The 18,919-nt window shown below is 60.2% G+C and carries 22 protein-coding genes and 1 tRNA gene; 9 read left to right on the forward strand and 14 right to left on the reverse strand.

Going from position 1 to position 18,919, the window contains the following annotated elements; all coding sequences use genetic code 11:
* Positions 1 to 75: 75 nt before the first annotated feature.
* From ISN74_RS19105 to ISN74_RS19160, 12 genes are all read right to left on the reverse strand, one after another.
* Entirely contained in the window at positions 76 to 612 is a 537-nt protein-coding gene (locus tag ISN74_RS19105; protein WP_188795432.1) for a F0F1 ATP synthase subunit delta, read from the reverse strand.
* 3 nt (positions 613 to 615) lie between these two features.
* Entirely contained in the window at positions 616 to 1,086 is a 471-nt protein-coding gene (locus ISN74_RS19110) for a F0F1 ATP synthase subunit B (RefSeq protein WP_188795434.1), read from the reverse strand.
* A gap of 98 nt (positions 1,087 to 1,184) precedes the next feature.
* The gene (gene atpE / locus ISN74_RS19115; protein ID WP_188795436.1) at positions 1,185 to 1,475 is read right to left on the reverse strand and encodes a F0F1 ATP synthase subunit C; all 291 of its coding nucleotides are present in this window, start codon (positions 1,473 to 1,475) and stop codon (positions 1,185 to 1,187) included.
* Between the two features lie 52 nt (positions 1,476 to 1,527).
* Positions 1,528 to 2,337: a F0F1 ATP synthase subunit A gene (gene atpB, locus ISN74_RS19120; protein ID WP_188795438.1), complete on the reverse strand. Its 810-nt coding sequence runs from the start codon at positions 2,335 to 2,337 to the stop codon at positions 1,528 to 1,530.
* A gap of 3 nt (positions 2,338 to 2,340) precedes the next feature.
* Complete coding sequence (locus ISN74_RS19125; protein WP_188795440.1) at positions 2,341 to 2,706, reverse strand: hypothetical protein; 366 nt, start codon at positions 2,704 to 2,706, stop codon at positions 2,341 to 2,343.
* Positions 2,707 to 2,919: 213 nt separating this feature from the next.
* Positions 2,920 to 3,318: a phasin family protein gene (locus tag ISN74_RS19130; protein ID WP_188795442.1), complete on the reverse strand. Its 399-nt coding sequence runs from the start codon at positions 3,316 to 3,318 to the stop codon at positions 2,920 to 2,922.
* 152 nt (positions 3,319 to 3,470) lie between these two features.
* On the reverse strand, positions 3,471 to 3,833 hold the full coding sequence (queD, locus tag ISN74_RS19135) for a 6-carboxytetrahydropterin synthase QueD (protein WP_188795444.1): 363 nt from the start codon (positions 3,831 to 3,833) through the stop codon (positions 3,471 to 3,473).
* Between the two features lie 66 nt (positions 3,834 to 3,899).
* Positions 3,900 to 5,339, reverse strand: a complete 1,440-nt coding sequence (gene zwf, locus ISN74_RS19140; protein ID WP_188795446.1) for a glucose-6-phosphate dehydrogenase — start codon at positions 5,337 to 5,339, stop codon at positions 3,900 to 3,902.
* A 3-nt stretch (positions 5,340 to 5,342) separates the two neighbouring features.
* Entirely contained in the window at positions 5,343 to 6,392 is a 1,050-nt protein-coding gene (gnd, locus tag ISN74_RS19145; protein ID WP_229678858.1) for a phosphogluconate dehydrogenase (NAD(+)-dependent, decarboxylating), read from the reverse strand.
* Positions 6,389 to 8,710 carry a glucose-6-phosphate isomerase gene (gene pgi / locus ISN74_RS19150; RefSeq protein ID WP_188795448.1) on the reverse strand — a complete coding sequence of 774 codons (2,322 nt, stop codon included), beginning with the start codon at positions 8,708 to 8,710 and terminating at the stop codon, positions 6,389 to 6,391. The genes gnd and pgi overlap by 4 nt, the downstream gene beginning before the upstream one ends.
* A complete protein-coding gene (gene tal / locus ISN74_RS19155; protein ID WP_188795450.1) occupies positions 8,707 to 9,780 on the reverse strand; it encodes a transaldolase in 1,074 nt (357 codons plus the stop codon). The genes pgi and tal overlap by 4 nt, the downstream gene beginning before the upstream one ends.
* Positions 9,781 to 10,101: 321 nt before the next feature.
* Entirely contained in the window at positions 10,102 to 10,263 is a 162-nt protein-coding gene (locus ISN74_RS19160) for a hypothetical protein (protein WP_188795451.1), read from the reverse strand.
* A 287-nt stretch (positions 10,264 to 10,550) separates the two neighbouring features.
* On the opposite strand from ISN74_RS19160, the gene rhtA reads away from it, so the two are divergent.
* Positions 10,551 to 11,432 carry a threonine/homoserine exporter RhtA gene (rhtA, locus tag ISN74_RS19165; RefSeq protein WP_188795453.1) on the forward strand — a complete coding sequence of 294 codons (882 nt, stop codon included), beginning with the start codon at positions 10,551 to 10,553 and terminating at the stop codon, positions 11,430 to 11,432.
* Positions 11,433 to 11,548: 116 nt separating this feature from the next.
* Here rhtA and ISN74_RS19170 read toward each other — a convergent pair.
* Positions 11,549 to 11,625: transfer RNA gene (locus ISN74_RS19170), tRNA-Met, on the reverse strand.
* Positions 11,626 to 11,815: 190 nt separating this feature from the next.
* Between ISN74_RS19170 and ISN74_RS19175 the strand changes: the two genes are divergently transcribed.
* The 8 genes from ISN74_RS19175 (at position 11,816) to ampE (ending at position 16,984) form a co-directional block, all read left to right on the forward strand.
* Entirely contained in the window at positions 11,816 to 12,352 is a 537-nt protein-coding gene (locus ISN74_RS19175; RefSeq protein WP_188795455.1) for an RNA pyrophosphohydrolase, read from the forward strand.
* Positions 12,353 to 12,420: 68 nt separating this feature from the next.
* Entirely contained in the window at positions 12,421 to 12,621 is a 201-nt protein-coding gene (locus ISN74_RS19180; protein WP_188795457.1) for a (2Fe-2S)-binding protein, read from the forward strand.
* 138 nt (positions 12,622 to 12,759) lie between these two features.
* On the forward strand, positions 12,760 to 13,230 hold the full coding sequence (gene bfr / locus ISN74_RS19185) for a bacterioferritin (RefSeq protein ID WP_188795459.1): 471 nt from the start codon (positions 12,760 to 12,762) through the stop codon (positions 13,228 to 13,230).
* Positions 13,231 to 13,356: 126 nt separating this feature from the next.
* Positions 13,357 to 14,118, forward strand: a complete 762-nt coding sequence (locus ISN74_RS19190; RefSeq protein WP_188795461.1) for a DUF6776 family protein — start codon at positions 13,357 to 13,359, stop codon at positions 14,116 to 14,118.
* Entirely contained in the window at positions 14,105 to 14,527 is a 423-nt protein-coding gene (locus ISN74_RS19195) for a bactofilin family protein (protein WP_188795463.1), read from the forward strand. Before ISN74_RS19190 ends, ISN74_RS19195 begins: the two co-directional genes overlap by 14 nt.
* Positions 14,528 to 14,609: 82 nt before the next feature.
* Positions 14,610 to 14,978, forward strand: a complete 369-nt coding sequence (gene erpA, locus ISN74_RS19200) for an iron-sulfur cluster insertion protein ErpA (protein WP_188799385.1) — start codon at positions 14,610 to 14,612, stop codon at positions 14,976 to 14,978.
* Between the two features lie 16 nt (positions 14,979 to 14,994).
* Positions 14,995 to 15,954, forward strand: coding sequence for an NAD(+) diphosphatase (gene nudC / locus ISN74_RS19205; RefSeq protein WP_188795466.1), 960 nt, complete (start codon positions 14,995 to 14,997; stop codon positions 15,952 to 15,954).
* Positions 15,955 to 16,114: 160 nt separating this feature from the next.
* Positions 16,115 to 16,984 (forward strand): regulatory signaling modulator protein AmpE, encoded by an 870-nt coding sequence (gene ampE, locus ISN74_RS19210; RefSeq protein WP_188795468.1) that lies wholly within the window; start codon positions 16,115 to 16,117, stop codon positions 16,982 to 16,984.
* A gap of 33 nt (positions 16,985 to 17,017) precedes the next feature.
* Here ampE and ISN74_RS19215 read toward each other — a convergent pair whose 3' ends face one another.
* Positions 17,018 to 18,895, reverse strand: a complete 1,878-nt coding sequence (locus ISN74_RS19215) for an MFS transporter (RefSeq protein ID WP_188795470.1) — start codon at positions 18,893 to 18,895, stop codon at positions 17,018 to 17,020.
* Between the last annotated feature and the right edge of the window lie 24 nt (positions 18,896 to 18,919).

Consider the following 18,919-nt stretch of genomic DNA (forward strand, 5'->3'; position numbering starts at 1 on the left):
TGTGTATAGCTTTTCTCAAGAGTCCGGCCACGGATGGCCGGTTTTTGCTCTTCGCGAAAAGGACTTCGCGTGAAACTAATTTGTGAGGACGCTGGCAAGGCGTTCCAGGCGGCCACGGGCAGAGCCGTCGATCACCTCACTGCCGGTATCGATCACCACACCGCCGAGCAGCGAAGGATCGACCTGGGTTTCCAGTTCGATCTCGCGCTTGAAGCGGCGCTTGAGCGATGCCTTGAGCTGTTCGGTCTGCGCAGCATCCAGAGCCATGGCACTGGTGACTTTCACCAGCAACTGTGACTCCGCTTCGCGCTTATAGGTTTCATAGAGCGCACCCACTTCCGGCAGCAGCGTCATGCGACGCTTTTCAGCCAGTTCCCCAAGGAACTTGCCGAACGCACCGTCAGCCTTGTCGCCATTGGGCAGGTGCAGAGCAACCAGTTGGGTCGGCTGCACGCGAGGATCGGTGCTGAACGCAGCCACGCGCGGGTCTTTCGCTACTTCCGCAGCGAAAGCCAGCGCCTGCGACCAGGCGGAGAGTGTGCCATCCGCCTGCGCCAACTCGAAAGCGGCGCGGGCGTAGGGGCGGGCGAGCGTGATTGCCTGGGCTGCCATCGATCAAATCTCGGTGGCGAGCTGGTCAAGCAGCGCTTTGTGCGTTGCCGGGTCGATCTCACGCTGCACGATCTTCGACGCACCCTGAACAGCCAGTGCACCGACGCGTTCACGCAGATCTTCACGGGCACGCTGCGCCATTGAGGCGATATCGTCCTGTGCAGCCGCCTTCAGACGGTTGATCTCGACGACGGCGTCAGCACGGGCCTTGTCCAGAATCTGGTTGGCCTGCTGCTGGGCGCGATCGATGATCTCAGTAGCCTGTTGGCGAGCCTGCTTGATCTCGGCCGCCACTTTCGTGTCGGCGTCCTTCAATTCGGCATGCGCGCGCTCGGCGGCATTGAGGCCTTCAGCAATCTTGAGCTGACGCTCTTCGATGGCCTTGCTGAGATGCGGCCACACGAAGTGCACGCAGAACCAGATCAAGATGGCGAATGAGATCATTTCGCCGATCAGAGTGGCATTGAATTCCATCGCTGCGTTACCTGTACTTGCAAAATGTTACGGGCATGAACGCCTGAGCGCTCGAACAGAACAATGGCGCCGCACGAAACGGCGCCACAGACCGCAACTTAATGACCCGCCGCGGCGCTGATCACGTTGCCCAGCAGCGGGTTCGCCACGGCGAAGTACATCGCCAGCGCCACGCCGATCAGGAACGCCGCGTCGATCAGACCGGCCAGCAGGAACATGCGGCCCTGCAGCAGCGGAACCAGCTCAGGCTGACGGGCAGCAGCTTCGAGGAACTTCGAGCCCATGATGCCAATACCGATACAGGCGCCCAGCGCACCGAAACCGATGATCAGGCCGAGCGCGATGGCGGTGAAGCCCTGGACTTGGGCAATGTGAGCAACTAGTTCCACGGTGTTCTCCTCAAGAAATAAAAAGCAGTTTGTTCTGACAAAAGTGAATGAATCAATGGTGATCGTGAGCCATCGAGATGTACACGATGGTGAGCACCATGAAGATGAAGGCCTGGATGCTGATGATCAGGATGTGGAAGATGCCCCACACCGTATAGCCAATGATGCCCAAGCCATACAGCAGCACGCTGCCAGCGCTGAACAACCCCGCGATCAGCATGAACACCAGCTCGCCGGCATACATGTTGCCGAACAGTCGCATCGCCAAGCTGACCGGCTTGGACAGCAACTCGACCAGGTTCAACAGGAAGTTGGGAATCCACAGCAAGGGATGCGCACCGAACGGCGCCGTGAAGAGTTCATGCATGTAACCGCCGAACCCCTTTGCCTTGAAGCTGTAGAAGATCACCAGGAAGAAGACCGTGAGCGACATCGCGAATGTCAGGTTCAGGTCCGCGGTCGGCACGGCACGGAAATGGCCGACGCCAAATTGGTGCGTGATCATCGGCAACAGATCGACCGGCAACAGGTCCATCGCGTTCATCAGGAATACCCAGACGAACACGGTCAGCGCCAGCGGGCCGAGGAAGCGACGATCACCGTGGAAAACGTCCTTGACCTGACCGTCGACAAATTCGAGCACGATTTCGACGAACGCCTGGCCCTTGCTGGGCACGCCGGACGTCGCCTTGCGCGCTTTGGCCCAGAACCACAGGCAGAACAGCACGCCCAGCACCAGCGAGACCGTCAGCGAATCGATATGCACCGACCAGAAGCCGCCTTCGCTGATCTGCACCGGCTTGAAATGCTTCAGGTGGTGCTGAATGTATTCGGTAAGACCGCCCTGCGGCTCGCTTGCCATCTCTTAACCCTTGAACCTAAATGCCAGCAGATTAACCGCGTAAGCCACCACCAGCCCCGTGATGGCGGCTAGCGGCGGCAATTTGTATTGAAACATGATCGCGATCATCCCCCCGATGATCACTATCCATTTCAGGATCATGCCCGTAAGGAAGCGCCCCAGCGCAAAGCCGCCGTCGCCTACCTGACCGAACAGCCTCACTGAAAGCAGCGCGGTACCCAACGCCACAATCACCGCTCCTGCTGCTGCCGCTATCGCTTCGCGAAGTCCCACCATCGCAAAAACGAGGCCCACAACAAGCGCCACGAATAGCTGCCATAGCAGCAATCGCAGGGCGAGACGTCGGCCGGAAGCAAGACTGTTGAGCACGTGAGGTTCCCGCGGTTTCGCACCAGGCATAACCACGCCACGGGTCACGATCCAATCCGGAAAAGTATATCAGCGTGACTTTTGGGCCAGCAAGCCGAGCAAGCTGCGGCACGCCGCCTCACGGGGGGCGGTGCGGACAGAAAAAGGCCGGACGCGAAGGTCCGGCCTAAGGCATATCGCAAGGGGAGTCGCGATATACGGGAAGACGATGGATTACTTGGCAGCGGCAGCCGCAGCCTTCTTGATGGCGGCGACTGGGGCAGCCACGGCTTCGTTGGCAGCCTTCTGCTGCTCTTGCAGGAGCGCATTGAGGGATTCGGCAGTCTTCTGGGCCACGGCGACCACTTCCTTGGTCACAGCGACGGCATTCTCAGCCTGCTCACGGCTCACGCTCGTACCCTTTTCCCACAGGCCACGCAGCGCGTCGATGTCACGCACTTCGGCCGCCTGAGCGATGAAGTCCGCAGTGACCTGAGCCTGCTTTTCCAGGGCAGCCAACTGCAGTTCGGCAACCTGCTCCAGACCTTTGATGGTCAGGGCGTGCGCCTTGAACGCGTTGTCCGACAGCTGCTTGGCATAAGCAAAAATCTGGGTGTTCAGTTGCTGAGTCATGGCTTTGTCCCTCGAGGGGAATGGGAGAGTGGGACAAAGCCTAACAAAGGATTTTGTGCAGTGCAATATCTTTTTTGTTAAAAATCCGATATGTCACAAAATCTTCAACAAACACAAACTATTAGTGACAATTCGGTTAATTTTGCACCGCGTCAAAAGCTATCCCTGCTGCAGCTGGCGCCGGACGTGCAGGTTTCGTGCACCACCACCTTGTCCAGCCCCGGGAGGGTTGGCTCCAGCCGCTTCCAGATCCAGCGCGCCAGCATCTCGCTGGTGGGGTTTTCCAATCCCTCGATATCGTTGAGGTAGTGATGATCGAGCTGATCGTAAAGCGGCGCGAAAGCAGTTTTCACATCGGCGAAGTCCATCACCCATCCCAGCTTGGGATCGGGCTCGCCGCGCAGGTGGATTTCGATGCGAAAAGAATGGCCATGCAGGCGCGCGCACTTATGCCCGGCAGGCACGTTGGGCAGCCGATGCGCCGCTTCGATCTGGAATATTTTGAAGATATGCATGCGGCTATTGTACCGCCGCATCTTGCAACGCCGCAGCGATCGCTACGGCGCTGCCTATGGCTTAACTCATCCGTCGCCGTCCAGCGCAATCGAGCGCCAGTGATGCTCGGGATCGAGCAAGCGCGCCTGCGTTTCCGGCCCTTCTGAACCGGATGGATAAAAGTCCGGCGTGCCTTTCTCCCACGCTTTCAGCACGGGCGTCAGTACCTTCCACGCCCACTCCACTTCGTCGAAACGCAGGAAGTTCGAGCGATCGCCACCGAGCGCATCCATCAATAACTGCTCATAAGCGGAAAACTCGCGGTCGTCCGGTGTCGCGTATGCCGCCGTCAACGTGACGGGGCGACCGGCAAGCTTCACGCCCGGTTGCTTGGCGGTCACCAGCAGATCCATTTGTTCGACCGGCCGAATGCGGAAAATCATCCAGTTATTGCCCGCATGAACGGCATGCGGAATCGGCCCCGGCACTTCACGAAACTGCACCGCGATCTCGGAGTAATTGCTGGCCAGGCGTTTACCGCTACGCAAGTAGAACGGCACACCACGCCAGCGCCAGTTGTCCACTTCCAGCCGCAGCGCGGCAAAGGTTTCCGTATCGGACCCGCGCTTCACGCCGGGCTCGCTGCGGTAACCAATGAGTTTCTTGCGTCCCAATTTGCCCGCGCGGTATTGCCCACGCACAGCATGCTGATCCACCGTCTTGGCAGTGATAGGAACGACCGACCGCAACACCTCGACCTTGTGGTCGCGCAGCACTTCAGCATCCCAGCTGGACGGCGGCTCCATCGCGGCAAGACTGAACAGCTGCATTAGATGATTTTGCAGCATGTCGCGCAACGCGCCCGCTTTGTCGTAGTACGCAGCGCGCTGTTCAACACCCAGTGTTTCCGCATAGGTGATCTGCACTTGCGAGACGTGTTGCGCATTCCAGATCGGCTCGAGGAAGCGATTGGCGAAACGGAACACCATCAGGTTCTGCGTGGTTTCCTTACCGAGGAAATGATCGATGCGCAGGATCTGCTCTTCTTCCCAGTACGTGTGCATCTGCTCACGCAGCGCCATGGCCGATGCCAGATCGGTACCAAACGGCTTTTCCACCACCAGACGACGCCAACCGCCGCGCGGATTTTTTGAAAAGCCTGCTTCACCCAGCGCGTTCGCCGCCACACCGAACAACGGCGGCGGCAATGCAAGATAGAACATGGTGGCCGGGCTCAATTTGCTCTTGAGCGCTGCGACCTGATCGGCCTGCAGTTCGCCGCCGACATAGTCGAGTTGGCGGCGGAAGCGGTTCCAGTGCGCCGGTTTGAAATCCGGTGCGAACGCCTGCAGTGCCTTATGAATGTGCCGCTCGAAATACTCGCGACTCCACTGTTCCTTGGCATAACCGACGATGCGCAGATCCGGCGTCAGGCCGAGCGTGTGCAGCCGATACAGCGCAGGCATCAGCAAGCGCTGTGTGAGATCGCCGCTGGCCCCCAGGATCACAAGCGTGGTGGCAGTCATGACTCAATCCTTGTTGTCGGTCTTGATCTCATGATGGCCACCGAACGCATGACGCATGGCGGACATGACCTTGTTCGCGTAAAGCTCATTGCCCTGCGAGGTGAAGCGCCCGAACAATGCCGCGGTGAGCACCGGCACCGGCACGCCTTCGTCGATCGCAGCTTGCGCTGTCCAGCGTCCCTCGCCGGAATCGGATACGCGGCCGGTGTAATCCTTCAGCGAAGGATCGCGACCGAGTTCGATGGCCGTAAGATCCAGCAACCACGAACCCACCACACTGCCGCGGCGCCACAGCTCGACGACATCACCCACAGGGAAGTCGTATTGATAGCGCTCCGGATGTTCCAGTGGCGATGTCTCCGCATCAGCAGTGCGTTTCTGCTTGCCTGCATTGGCACTCTTGAGCACGTTGAGGCCTTCGGCGTACGCAGCCATCAGACCGTACTCAATGCCATTGTGAACCATCTTCACAAAATGGCCGGCGCCGCTCGGGCCGCAATACAGATAACCCTTTTCCGCGGGCGACGGTTCGCCACTACGGCCTTCCGTACGTGGCGCTGCCTCGAAGCCCGGCGCCAGCGCGGCAAACGCCGGCTCCAACCGCTTATAGGCTTCTTCAGGGCCGCCGATCATCTGGCAATAACCACGCTCGCGACCCCAAACACCGCCGCTAACACCGACATCCACATACATGATCTGATGCTTGCTCAGCTCGCCAGCTCGTCGCAGATCTTCGACATAGTGCGAATTGCCGCCGTCGATGACGGTATCGCCTGCCGACAAAAGCGGAACGAGCTGATCGAGCACCGCATCGACCACCGCCGTCGGTAGCATCAACCACACCGCGCGCGGCCCTTCGAGCTTATCTGCCAGATCCTGGATGGATTGCGCTGCGGTCGCGCCGTAGCTGGCGGCTTCTTTACGTGCATCGAGGTTCGTGTCGAACACCACGCAATCGATGCCGGCCTGCTGCATGCGGCGAACCATATTCAGCCCCATGCGTCCGAGACCGACAAAGCCCAACTGCAGTTTTTGTGCCTTTCCTGCACTCATGTTTTGTTCTCCCACAAACGGAATCCGCCAGCGAAGGCATTATGGTTGTCACCGCGGCGCACGCCCTCGGGCAGCGTCTCAAGGTGCCGCACGTTGCCGCCGCCCAGCACGACGTAATCTGGCTCCAGTGCTGCCTGGAGCTGTCCGACCACATCGAACACATGGGCGTGCCATTTCTTCTTGCCGAGCTGCTTGAGACCGCGCGAACCCACGTAGTCTTCAAACGTGCCCTTCTTGTAGGGCAGATGCGCCAGCTCCATCGGCTCGATGATGCCGTCGACGATAAAGGCCGTACCGAGTCCGGTACCCAGACCGAGGAACAGCATGCGGCCGCCTTCGTAACTACCCAGCGCCTGCATCGCCGCATCGTTGATGATCTTCACCGGGCGACCGAACGCTTTGGCGAAATCGAAACCCACCCAGCCTTTGCCGAGGTTGTACGGATCACGCGCAATGCGATCGTGCAGCAGCGGGCCGGGATAGCCGATGCTCACTGCATCGTACTTCCAGCCGCGAATGGCGGGACGCAATTGCTTGATCATGGTTTCCGGCGTGAGTGTGCGATCCGATTTGATCTCCACCTCGCGCGCATTACCGCTGATCATTGCCTTGACGTGGCTGCCGCCGATATCGATCACCAGCACGCGCTGCGGTGATGTAGCAGCCGGCGTCGATACTGCACCCTCCGCAGTCGTCTTGCGGCGCGCCTTGCGATACCAAGCAATCGTGGCGTTGGTTGCGCTGTCATGATTGAGCGGCTTGCGTGGCGACTCGATTTCATCCACTACGCGCAGAGCAAGCTGCTTGCCCAGCTCCACGCCCCATTGGTCGAAAGGATTGATGTTCCAGATCGCGGCTTGCGTGAACACGCTGTGTTCGTAGAGTGCGATCAGGCTACCCAGCGCGGCCGGCGTCAGGCGGTCAGCCAGCAGGAGAGTGGAAGGACGGTTGCCTTCGAACACGCGATGCGGCGCCAGCTCGTCACTGATACCTTCATCTTTCACCTGTTGCAGTGTCTTGCCGAAAGCGAGCGCTTCGGCCTGCGCGATCACATTCGCGATCAGCAGATCGTGATGGCGGCCCGACGGATTCAGCGACTGCGCAAAACCGACGAAATCACACGGAATCAGTCGTGTGCCCTGATGGATGAGCTGGTAGAACGAATGCTGTCCGTTGGTACCCGGCTCGCCCCAGTAAACCGGGCCAGTCTGGTAATCGACCGTGCGACCCTCCAGGGTGACGTGCTTGCCGTTCGATTCCATCGTGAGCTGTTGCAAGTACGCCGGAAAGCGCTTGAGGTATTGCTCGTACGGCAGCACCGCCTGCGTTTCTGCGTTGAAGAAATCGGTGTACCACACACCGAGCAAGCCCATGATCACCGGCAGATTGCGTTCCAGCGGTGCGGTGCGGAAATGCTCGTCCATCGCATGGAAGCCAGCAAGCATCTCAGCGAATGCATCGGGACCGATCGCTATCATGGTGGACAGGCCGATCGACGAATCCATCGAGTAACGTCCGCCGACCCAGTCCCAGAAGCCGTACATCTGGTCGGTGGAAATGCCGAAGTCTTCCACCGCTTTCTCGTTGGTGGAGAGCGCAACGAAATGCTTGGCGACGGCCTTCTTGTCGCCACCTGCCGCAGCCATCAGCCAGTCACGCGCACTGTGCGCGTTGGTCATCGTCTCCAGCGTAGTGAACGTTTTGGAAGCGATGATAAACAGCGTTTCATCAGGACGAAGGTCGTGCACCGCTTCGGCAAAATCGGTGTAATCGACATTGGAAACAAAACGCAACTGCAGCTTGCGATCGCTGTAATGGCGCAGCGCCTCATACGCCATCACAGGACCCAGATCGGAGCCACCGATGCCAACATTGACGATGTTGCGGATCGGCCTGCCGCTGAAGCCAAGCCAGCGCCCTTCGCGAATGGCATTCGCAAGCGTAGCCATGCGCTTGAGCACGCCGTGCACTTCCGGCACAACGTTGACGCCATCTACCTTGATGACCTTGCGCGCTGGCGCACGCAAGGCGATATGCAGCGCTGCACGTTGCTCGGTGACATTGACTTTTTCACCGGCGAACATGGCATCGCGCCGAGCTTCTACACCGCATTCGCGTGCGAGCGCGAACAAATGCTCCAGCGTCTGATCGTTGACGCGGTGACGCGAGTAATCGAACTTCCAGCCCGCGGCATCCGCGCGATAGCGTTCCGCACGACCGGGATCGGCTGCGAAGAGATCACGCAGATGTTGTTTATCCAGTTCAGGTTGATGGGCTTCCAGCGCGCGCCACGCTGCTTTCTCGCGCAATGCACTCATGCAGTCGCCCCCATGCGCTCGCTGATGGTATCCAGCAACTCACGCCAGGATTTCACGAAGGCTTCGGCACCTTCCTCCTGCAAGGTCTTGGCCAGCGCTTCTACTTGGATGCCAGCGGCCTCGAAACGTGCCAACGTGCTGGCGATGCTCGGATCATTGAGCGCCATCAGGTGCTCGGCCTTGCCGTGATCGGCGAACGCGAGCAGCGTCTTCTCCGGCATGGTGTTGACGGTGAGCGGCGCGATCAGGTTTTCGATGTAGAGCACGTCGCTCGCCTTCGGATCCTTGGTGCCTGTGCTCGCCCACAACAGGCGCTGTACGCGCGCGCCGGCGTTCTGCAGGCGCTGCAGGCGAGGCGAATCGAGCAACTGGCGATACTTGGCGTAGATCTGGCCGCACACCGCGAAACCGAGCTTGTTATGCAATTCGGCCGGCACCTTGTCGACCACCTTCACATCCCAGCGGCTGATGAATACCGAGGCCACCGAGGCCACATCCAAATCCAGACCCGCGGCGTGGCGACGCTCCAGGCCTCGCAGCCACGCATCGGCTGCCGCCTGGTATTGCTCCGGCGAGAACAGCAGGGTGACGTTGATCGGCACGCCGCGGAAGATCAGTTCCTCGATTGCACCAATGCCAGCCGGCGTGCCCGGCACCTTGATGAACAGGTTGTGCACGGCCGCTTGCTTATGCAGCGCCACGGCCTGCTCGATGGTGCGCGAGGTGTCATCGGCCAGCAGCGGCGAGACTTCCAGCGAGACCCAGCCGTCCACACCGTGCGTGTGTTGATAGACCGGCTCGAAGATAGCCGCGGCACGGCGCAGGTCATCGATGGCAAGGCCGAAGAACACCGTTTCCGACGCCACCTGACCCGCCGCGCGGATCGACGCGTCATAGTCCTTACCACCCTTGATGGCCTGGGCAAAGATGGTCGGGTTGGAAGTCAGGCCGGTAACGTTCTTCTGCTCGCGATAACCGAGCAAGGTGCCGTCCCCCAGCATGCTTCGAGTGATGTTATCCAGCCAAAGGCTCTGGCCGAGCCCATTGAGCGTGCGGGTTGGGTGCTCCATTGCAGTACTCCTAAAGTCAAATGAGACGAGTTATCCAGCTGGGTCGCACGACCCAAGGAGTCGCTCGCAGCAACGTCAAAATTCGGCAAGTGATCAGCATCCGGAAGACCATGCTCATGACCGTGCCCGCACCTGAGGCCGGCACGCGGTCGCCCTGTCGTAAAGCGCGGCGCGCGGGGTCCAAGTGACAGGTCAATCAGCATAATCCTTTTGGCGCGGGGTGCCACCTCGCAGATTAACAAGGTGGATGTCATGGCCTGATGACTGTTGGGACTATCTGCCCGAGTCGCCGCAGCGACGATATTTGATGACAAAGGCGTGTCATGCACAGGCCCGCCAATCCCTTTCCTGCCAGCGGCAGAGTTTCTTGCTGGCCATGCCGAGCATGTCCAGATCTTCGTGGGTGTCGCCATAGGCATACACCCCCGGAAAGTGCTTGAGTTCGCATGCTTCGCGCACGTGTCTGGATTTTTCCGCACTCACGCACTGCAATCCGTTATAGCGGCCGGTCAACATACGGTCGCTACTTCGAGGCGAGAGCAAAGTAAATCAAGTCCTTGCTCGCTGCACCGGTGTTCGAGATAAACATCCAGCGCGCCCGAAACGATCACGATATGAAAGGCTAGACTGGAACATCCTTCGCTCTATGCCGCGTGACGAAAGTCTGTTGTCGTCCCATGTCAGCAGCATTGCGAAAGAAAGCGGCTTTTTCTGCGAGGTGTCGGCATCATGACCACCTCTGGTTGCCTTCACCGGTTCACGGACGTCCTATGCCGCCACGCCCCTCTTTCGCTCCCTTGCTACTCGCCGTCTGTGCGTTGCTGGTGAGCATGGCGTCCTATCAATGCGGTGCAGCCATAGCCAAACAACTGTTTCCGCTTGTCGGCGCGCAGGGCGCCACCGCGTTCCGGCTTGGCCTCGGCGCATTGATCATGCTGCTGGTACGGCGACCCTGGCGTACCGCGCGCAGCAGTGGCGACTGGCGCGCACTGTGGGGTTACGGACTATCCATTGGCGCGATGAACCTGGTGTTCTACATGTCGTTGCGAACCATTCCGCTCGGCATTGCGGTGGCACTGGAATTTACCGGACCGTTGGCGATTGCCCTGTTCAGTTCGAGACGGGCACTGGACTTCGCATGGATCGCGCTGGCGGTGATCGGGCTGCTTCTACTGCTGCCGCTACGTGGCGAAGCCCACGCACTTGATCCGACAGGCGTAATGTACGCACTCGCCGCCGGCGTGGGTTGGGCGTTGTACATCCTGTTTGGTCAGAAAGCCGGCACAGCTTATGGCTCGGATGCGGTGACGCTTGGTATCGCCATCGGCGCACTGGTCGCCGTGCCGGCAGGCGTCGCACACGCTGGCACCGCGCTGTTTTCACCCGCACTGCTGCCACTGGGACTCGGTGTCGCGTTTCTTAGCTCGGTGTTGCCGTATTCACTTGAGATGGTCGCATTGACCCGCCTGCCGGCACGCAGCTTCAGCGTGCTGCTAAGCCTGGAACCGGCGATTGCGGCGCTGGCCGGCGCGACATTCCTGGGCGAACGATTGAGCGCGCTGCAGTGGCTGGCCGTCGCGGCCATCATTGCCGCCTCAGCTGGCGCCGCACTCAGCGCACGTCGCCCCATGGCCGAGCCGCTGCCGGGTTGAGTCAAGAGGGAAAAATTTCGACGCACGCGAGCGAATCGCGTTGTCCGAACACCGAAACCCCTGGAATTACCGAGTTTCGTGTGCTGCGCGGAATGGCGCTTGAGGAAGGATATATATGGTGGCTATGGGTGGACTCGAACCACCGACCCCAGCATTATGAGTGCTGTGCTCTAACCGGCTGAGCTACATAGCCATGGGGTGCGTCCGCCGCCTGGAGAGAACCGGTTCGGTTGGATTCAGGCGGGGCGCGGCAGTTTAATCGCGTCGCCCTTGCGGTTCAAGTGGTTGGCTTGCTCCGCCTTTGTAGGCTGTGGTTGAATCGATCCCGGGTCACACGCGTCGTACGCCAAGCGAACAGCGCCGACATGGCCCGAGGAGGCTGGATGATCGACGTTGATGGCTACCGTCCGAATGTTGGCATTGTTCTGCTGAATGCAGACGGCCGGCTGTTCTGGGCGCGCCGCATTCATCGCGACGGCTGGCAGTTCCCCCAAGGTGGCATGCGCAGTGACGAGACGCCGCTGGAAGCCATGTACCGGGAGCTGGAGGAAGAGACCGGCCTCTCCCCCGAGCATGTCGAGGTGCTGGCCAGCACCCGTGGCTGGCTGCGCTACAAGCTGCCCAGTCGCTATATCCGCCATCACCAGCAACCTACTTGCATCGGCCAGAAGCAGGTCTGGTTCCTGCTGAAGCTGGTTGGCGGCGAGGATGCCCTGCGGCTGGACGCCTGCGAGAAGCCGGAATTCGACCTGTGGCGCTGGGTAGATTTCTGGTATCCAGCAGCCCATGTGGTCAATTTCAAGCGGGACGTGTATCACCGGGCCCTGCGCCATTTTGCGCCGCTAGTGGAAACCATGCTCAGCATCGAGCTGGGTCCGAAGCCCCAGCCCCGTAGCCGGGGCAAGCAGCAGGCTGCCTGAACGGGCGCGCGGACGCCCAATCGAATACTTGTTGACAATCATTCGCATTCGCGTTGAAAATACGCGGCATGTACATTTGCCTGTGCAACGCCATTACCGATCACGATATCCGCCGCGCCGCGGCGGACGGTGTTCGTCACTTCGCCGAATTGCAATCGCGCACCGGCTGTTCGGACTGCTGCGGCTGCTGTGAAGCCGAAGCCCGCTCGACGCTGGATGCAGCCGTTGCACAGGTCGCGCTGGATCTCCCTATCCTGGTCGCAGCCTGATCGCTGATCATCCGTTTTAGCTGAAACGCCGCCGGCGCAAACCGGTGGCGTTTTCATATGTGCGAACGGTTCGTATTGCCGCCATGTCCGGCAAAGAATCCGTATAGTTCTCCCTCAGCCAACGTACGGAGAGCAGCCATGAAGGGCGACGCCAAGGTCATCGAGTTCCTCAACAAGGTGCTCTACAACGAACTGACCGCCATCAATCAGTATTTCTTGCATTACCGCATGTTCAAGAACTGGGGTTATCAGGAACTGGCCGAGCACGAGTACAAGGAATCCATCGACGAGATGAAGCACGCCGATCATCTGATCGAGCGCATCCTGTTCTTGGAAGGCCTGCCCAATCTGCAGCACCTTGGCAAGCTGCGCATCGGCGAGAACGTGCTCGAATGCGTTCAGGGCGATCTCGACCTTGAATTGGCTGCCACCAAGGATCTGCGTCAGGCCATCGCGCATTGCGAAGGCGTTGCCGATTACGTTTCGCGCGATCTGTTCAAGAACATTCTTCACGACGAAGAAGAACACATCGACTGGCTGGAGACCCAGCTCAGCCTCGTCAAAGACATTGGCGCAGAGCGTTACCTGCAGTCGAAGATGGAAAGCTAAAGTTAAAGTTAAGAAATCGACGCATCGCAACGCAGCAAAGCGATCACCGGCACAAAGCGCGTGACGATTCCTTGACGGTTTCGTCACCCCCGGGCTATACCCTCCGTTTTCCCGGAAAGGCCGCCCATGGCTTCCCGCCCACCGCCACGCTACGTCGTACGTCCGCACGACGCTGCCAGTCAGCGTCGGCGCATGTTATGGCTTGGCCTGGCGTGGTTGGGCAGCATCGTTCTGGTCGGACTCATCGTTGCGCTAGCGGTGGGTGCGTGGAAAGGTGTCGTGCCGCGCATTTCGGATCGACGCGAACTGCGCACACTGACTGCGGAGAACGAAGATCTCAAGCAGCAAGTCGCCAACCTGCAACGTTCGCAACAGGTGACGGATGTCGCCACCAAAGCCCTGCGCGAAACCATTTCGCAACGCGATGAAGAAATCAGCGGATTGCGCGCTGATCTGAGCTTCTATTCGCGGTTGGTCGGCGGCGATGCGCAACGCGAGGGCCTGAAGGTGCAGGAAGTATCGCTGCAACCAGTCTCGCATTCGGCGGCCTGGACGCTCACCATCAGCCTGACGCAGAACATCAAGCGTGACGATGACACGAGCGGCACCACCTCGGTCAGCGTGGAAGGTCTGCGCAACAACAAAGTGGTGCAGCTCGACTGGACCGCACTCGGCGATGCCGCGGAAAAAGACGGCATTCCTTTCAAGTTCCGCTACTTCCAGCAACTCCACACCACGATTGCGCTGCCGTCCGATTTCCGACCCACGCGACTACATGTCACAGTTCAACCGGAAAATGGCGATGCCGTCAGCCGTGTCGTGGCCTGGAGCGACGCGCTATCCAGCCCAGTCATCACTAGCCAGGGGGACACCGATGCTCAACCGTAAACGCAACGAACAAGCAACCCGCAATGCCGAAACCAGCCTGATTGCCCACGGCACCATTATCCGTGGCGATGTCCGCTTCACCGGCACGCTGCACCTGGATGGCCGCATCGAGGGCGCGGTGCTCGGTGAAGGCCCTAACGCGGTGTTTACGCTGAGCGAGCATGGCCATGTGCAGGGCGAGGTTCGCGTGCCGCACGCCATGATCAACGGCCAGGTGAACGGTGACATCTACGCCAGCGAACGGCTGGAGTTGGCCACGCAGGCGCGGGTGATCGGCGACGTTCGCTATAACTCGCTGGAAATGGCCGCCGGTGCGCAAGTGAACGGCCGCATGGCGCACCAGGGCGAGGATCACGTCCAGCGCGAGTTGCCCGCGCCGGAAGTGCGCCAGGAACCTGCGACGGCCTGAATCCTGTGCGGCGGGTTGCGGCGGACCGGGGTGTGCAGCTGATATGCTTGAGTCCGCCCCGCATTGGCCCCATTTCCGCGCCATGGAAACCATTGTCGCTATCCCCGATTACCGCCAGGCCGGCGCTCCGCTGGTCTTCACCGAAGCTGCCGCACGCAAGGTGCACGAGCTGATCCAGGAAGAAGGCAATCCTGGATTGAAGCTGCGCGTGTATATCTCAGGTGGCGGCTGCTCGGGCTTCCAGTACGGGTTCACCTTCGATGAAGAGCGTGCGGAAGATGATTTCGCGCTGGATCGCGAAGGCGTCACCTTGCTGGTGGATCCGCTCTCGCTGCAGTATCTCACCGGCGCAGAGATCGATTACACCGAGAACCTCAGCGGTTCGCAGTTCGTGATCCGCAATCCCAACGCCAAGACCACCTGCGGCTGCGGCTCGTCGTTCTCCACTTGAGCGGTCACCAACACGGATGACGTCGACGAACCTCAACACCTTCGCCGGACTCAGCCTGATCCTCGATCGCGTTTCCGAACAGCGCGATGTCGGCGACTGGGTGAGCGCGAAAGCCGGTTCGGCGGATGCCCGCTATCTTTTGCTCGATGCTGCCGGCGACGCCTACCTGCATCGGCACGACGAAGCGCTGCGCTGGCTCAATGCCGCGGAGCGCGAGCGCTTGTTGCCTGACGCCTCCTGGAGCCTGCTTGGCATCGCCGACGGACAGCCGCATTTCATGCTGCTGCTGGACGAACGCCATGATCATGCCACCCTGGAATCCGCCCTCGGTGCGCGTCGCATGGGGCTGCGCGAAGCTGGTTTACAGCTGGCCGCCGATGAAGCGGGCCTGTTTGCTTACGCGAAAGGGCTGGCACATTGGCAGCGCGAGACGCGGTTCTGCGCACGCTGCGGCTCGCCGCTGCAGCTGGTGTCGTCGGGCCATCGCGCGCAATGCACCAATCCGGCGTGTGGACGCCTGCATTTTCCGCGCACCGATGCCGCCATCATCGTCATCGTCGAATACGAGGGCGCCTGTCTGCTCGGCCGCCAAGCCGGCTGGCCTCCAGGACGCTATTCCACGCTGGCCGGGTTTATCGAACCGGGTGAAGCGCTGGAAGATGCCGTTCGCCGCGAGGTCGCCGAAGAATCCGGCGTGATCGTCGGTGATGTGCATTACCACTCCTCGCAACCCTGGCCGATGCCGGCGTCGCTGATGGTCGGCTTTACTGCCAGCGCGATCTCCCCCGCCATCCGCCTGCGCGATGGCGAACTGGAAGATGCTCGCTGGTTCACGCCACAACAGATTGTCGACGGCCTGGCCGACGGCAGCCTGAGCGCGCCGACCCGTTTATCGGTGTCTTATCAGTTGCTTTCACATTGGCTGAGGGAACGCGCGGGGCTGGATCTGGAATCGCTGATCGAGCAAGCGCACTAGTCGAGCAGACTCCCATCAGTCGCATACAATGCGCCTGAACGCTGGGATGTCTAGACAGACGGCCAGTCTGCCTTCGCCGATGGTCCTATGGCCTGCGAACGGACAGAACCGGTGACGCCTACGTAGAATTGATCAGAGCATCCCTTGGGAGTCCGTTTTCATGGCTATTCGCCTGCTCGCCGCGCTTATCGCTCTCGGACTGCTGCATGTGCAGCCACAGCTGGCGCATTGGCGCGGCGACGCGGGCTATCGGCGCTGGGTGAACCAGCTGGCGGATACCAGCGGCACCGCACGCGTGCTATTGACCGTATTGGCTCCCGTAGCAGCATGCGCCCTGATCATCTGGATCCTGCACAGCCTGCCACTGGCGGCGTTGCTGCAACTCGTGTTTGGCTTCGTGGTGTTGGTATTTTCATTCGGTCCGCATGCGTTCGAAGCTGACATCGAAGCGATTCTCAAGGCACCGGATCAGCACAGCCGTGAAACCGCTGCCCAGGCTCTGTGCGACGACTGCGAAACCGTGCCCTGGACCACCGCCGATCTTGGCGAAGCCACCGCCTACGCCGCGCTGCGGCGCCGCTTCGGCGTACTGTTCTGGTTCTTCCTGCTCGGACCGGTGGGCGCGTTGCTCTATCGGCTTGCACGGCAGCTGGGACACGACAGCTCGTTGGCCCTCGATTCCGGCGCACGCACGTCTGCTCGCTATCTCGCCAACGCCCTCGACTGGCTGCCGGCGCAGCTGATGGTGTTTACGCTCGCCCTGGTCGGTCACTGGGATGCAGTGATCGGCGCCTGGCGCCGGTGGCACCAACAAGCCGTGCCGAACAGTTGGTACCTCTCCAACCCGGGCTTTCTCGGTGCCGCCGCTCGCGCCGACGTGCTTACGGATATTGAAGGCGGCGACGGCTACACCGAAGAACGCACCGACCCACTACACGAACTGCGCCGCCTTCGCGACGCCCTGCTGCGTGCATTGCTTGCGTGGTTGAGCGTGGTGGCATTAATCGTGGTGGGTGGCTGGTTGCACTGAACGCGAGGCCCTGCCTATGCGCAGAGCCCCATATCAGGCCCTATCCCCACGCAACGCCTGCACATGATCCTGTAGCACAGCAGCGTCGACGTCCGCCGCGGGCCTTGGCGCATCCACCACCAGCTCTACGCGCGCACGAAACCGGCGTGGCAGGCGTGCACGATGCAGCATCGAATCGCGGCGACTCCAAACGCTACCCCATAGACCGCGCAAGGCCATCGGCACCACCGGTACCGGACGGCGTTCCAAAATCTTATCTACGCCCGGACGAAATGGCGCAATATCGCCGTCCTTGGTCAAGCCACCCTCGGGGAAGATGCACACCAGCTCGCCCTTCGCCAGCGCGGCATCCACGTCCTCGAAGGCTTTGTGCAAGATGGCCGGATCTTCCTTCTGCCCCGCGATGGGAATCGCTTTCGCTGTCTTGAACACGAAGTGCAGCAGCGGAATGTTGAAGATCTTGTAATACATCACGAACCGCGCCGGCCGGCGCAGGTTCGCCATCAGGATCAGCGGATCCATAAAGCTGACATGGTTGCAGACCAGCAACGCCGCGCCTTCTTCCGGCAGGTTCTTCATGCCCTCCACGCGAATGCGATAAAGCGTATTCACCAGCGCCCAGGTGATGAAGCGCATCAGGAATTCCGGCACCAGCGTGAAGATGTAGACCGCAACCACGACATTGAGCAACGCCGCCGCGAGAAACACTTGCGGCACGCTGAAGCCCATTCGATCCAACATCAGACCAAACAGCGATGCGATCACAATCAGCAAGGCGTTGAGGATGTTGTTACCTGCAATCACACGCGACAACCGATCGCTTGGTGTACGTGCCTGCACAAAGGCAAATAGCGGCACCACATAAAAGCCTGAGAACACGCCGATCAGCGTAAGATCAAGCACAATGCGCCAGCTACTGCTTGCCTGCAGAAATGCCATCCAGTTGCGCGAGGCATGCCCATCGAGCACGGCCGGTCCGCGCAGATAGAGATCCAGGGCAAAAACAGTCAGGCCAAAGGCCCCCAGCGGTACCAGGCCGATTTCTACGCGACGGCCAGACATCTTCTCGCACATCAATGCGCCGATTGCCGTGCCCACTGAAAACAACACCAGCACGAGCGTATAAACGGACGCATCGCCATCCAGATCGACGCGCGCATACATCGGCAAATGCGCCAGCACCAGCGTGCCGAAGAACCAATACCAGGAAATACCCAACACCGCATTGAAGACCGCGCGATCCTCACGCGTAATGCCCAACACACGAAGTGTTTCCGACACTGGATTCCAGTTGAGCTTCAGATCCGGCGCCGTGGCAGGCGCAAGTGGAATCAGGCGACTGGCAACATACCCGATGATGGCAATGCCAATCGTCAAGGCCGCCGAGTAATGCGACCCCATGCCCGCAATCTGCATCACCTGCACACCGGCAATCAGGCCAATCAAGATGGCCATCTGCGTACCCATTTCCACCAAGCCATTGCCGCCCACCAATTCAGAAGGCTTCAGTGCCTGAGGAAGAATGGCGTACTTGATCGGCCCGAACACCGTCGAATGCATGCCCATCATGAACAAGACCGTCAACAGCAGCGGCAACTGGTGCGCGACAAAACCGTAGGCCGCCAGCATCATTGCCAGAATTTCAAACAGCTTGACGTAACGAATGATGCGCGTCTTTTCGAACCGCTCCGCCAACTGCCCCGCCGATGCCGAAAACAGAAAATAGGGCAGGATGAAAAGCGCCGGCGCCAGATTGTTATACAGACTGATGTCGCCCTCGGGCAGCGCCATCTTGTACGACACCATCGCCACCATGGCACTGCGAAACGCATTGTCGTTGAACGCCCCGAGCGCCTGGGTCCAGAAAAACGGCGCAAAGCGACGGCGGCCTAACAGGGCAAACTGGCTCATGCGGGTCCTTGGCAAAGAGACTGG

It is taken from the genome of Dyella caseinilytica (assembly GCF_016865235.1).
Taxonomy (GTDB): Bacteria; Pseudomonadota; Gammaproteobacteria; order Xanthomonadales; family Rhodanobacteraceae; genus Dyella_B; species Dyella_B caseinilytica.

Coding starts and splice junctions, on each gene's coding strand:
- ISN74_RS19105 (WP_188795432.1), bottom strand. CDS start 612: ATGGCAGCCCAGGCAATCACGCTCGCCCGCCCCTACGCCCGCGCCGCT.
- ISN74_RS19110 (WP_188795434.1), bottom strand. CDS start 1,086: ATGGAATTCAATGCCACTCTGATCGGCGAAATGATCTCATTCGCCATC.
- atpB (WP_188795438.1), bottom strand. CDS start 2,337: ATGGCAAGCGAGCCGCAGGGCGGTCTTACCGAATACATTCAGCACCAC.
- ISN74_RS19130 (WP_188795442.1), bottom strand. CDS start 3,318: ATGACTCAGCAACTGAACACCCAGATTTTTGCTTATGCCAAGCAGCTG.
- queD (WP_188795444.1), bottom strand. CDS start 3,833: ATGCATATCTTCAAAATATTCCAGATCGAAGCGGCGCATCGGCTGCCC.
- zwf (WP_188795446.1), bottom strand. CDS start 5,339: ATGACTGCCACCACGCTTGTGATCCTGGGGGCCAGCGGCGATCTCACA.
- gnd (WP_229678858.1), bottom strand. CDS start 6,392: ATGAGTGCAGGAAAGGCACAAAAACTGCAGTTGGGCTTTGTCGGTCTC.
- pgi (WP_188795448.1), bottom strand. CDS start 8,710: ATGAGTGCATTGCGCGAGAAAGCAGCGTGGCGCGCGCTGGAAGCCCAT.
- tal (WP_188795450.1), bottom strand. CDS start 9,780: ATGGAGCACCCAACCCGCACGCTCAATGGGCTCGGCCAGAGCCTTTGG.
- rhtA (WP_188795453.1), top strand. CDS start 10,551: ATGCCGCCACGCCCCTCTTTCGCTCCCTTGCTACTCGCCGTCTGTGCG.
- ISN74_RS19175 (WP_188795455.1), top strand. CDS start 11,816: ATGATCGACGTTGATGGCTACCGTCCGAATGTTGGCATTGTTCTGCTG.
- ISN74_RS19180 (WP_188795457.1), top strand. CDS start 12,421: ATGTACATTTGCCTGTGCAACGCCATTACCGATCACGATATCCGCCGC.
- bfr (WP_188795459.1), top strand. CDS start 12,760: ATGAAGGGCGACGCCAAGGTCATCGAGTTCCTCAACAAGGTGCTCTAC.
- ISN74_RS19190 (WP_188795461.1), top strand. CDS start 13,357: ATGGCTTCCCGCCCACCGCCACGCTACGTCGTACGTCCGCACGACGCT.
- ISN74_RS19195 (WP_188795463.1), top strand. CDS start 14,105: ATGCTCAACCGTAAACGCAACGAACAAGCAACCCGCAATGCCGAAACC.
- erpA (WP_188799385.1), top strand. CDS start 14,610: ATGGAAACCATTGTCGCTATCCCCGATTACCGCCAGGCCGGCGCTCCG.
- nudC (WP_188795466.1), top strand. CDS start 14,995: ATGACGTCGACGAACCTCAACACCTTCGCCGGACTCAGCCTGATCCTC.
- ampE (WP_188795468.1), top strand. CDS start 16,115: ATGGCTATTCGCCTGCTCGCCGCGCTTATCGCTCTCGGACTGCTGCAT.
- ISN74_RS19215 (WP_188795470.1), bottom strand. CDS start 18,895: ATGAGCCAGTTTGCCCTGTTAGGCCGCCGTCGCTTTGCGCCGTTTTTC.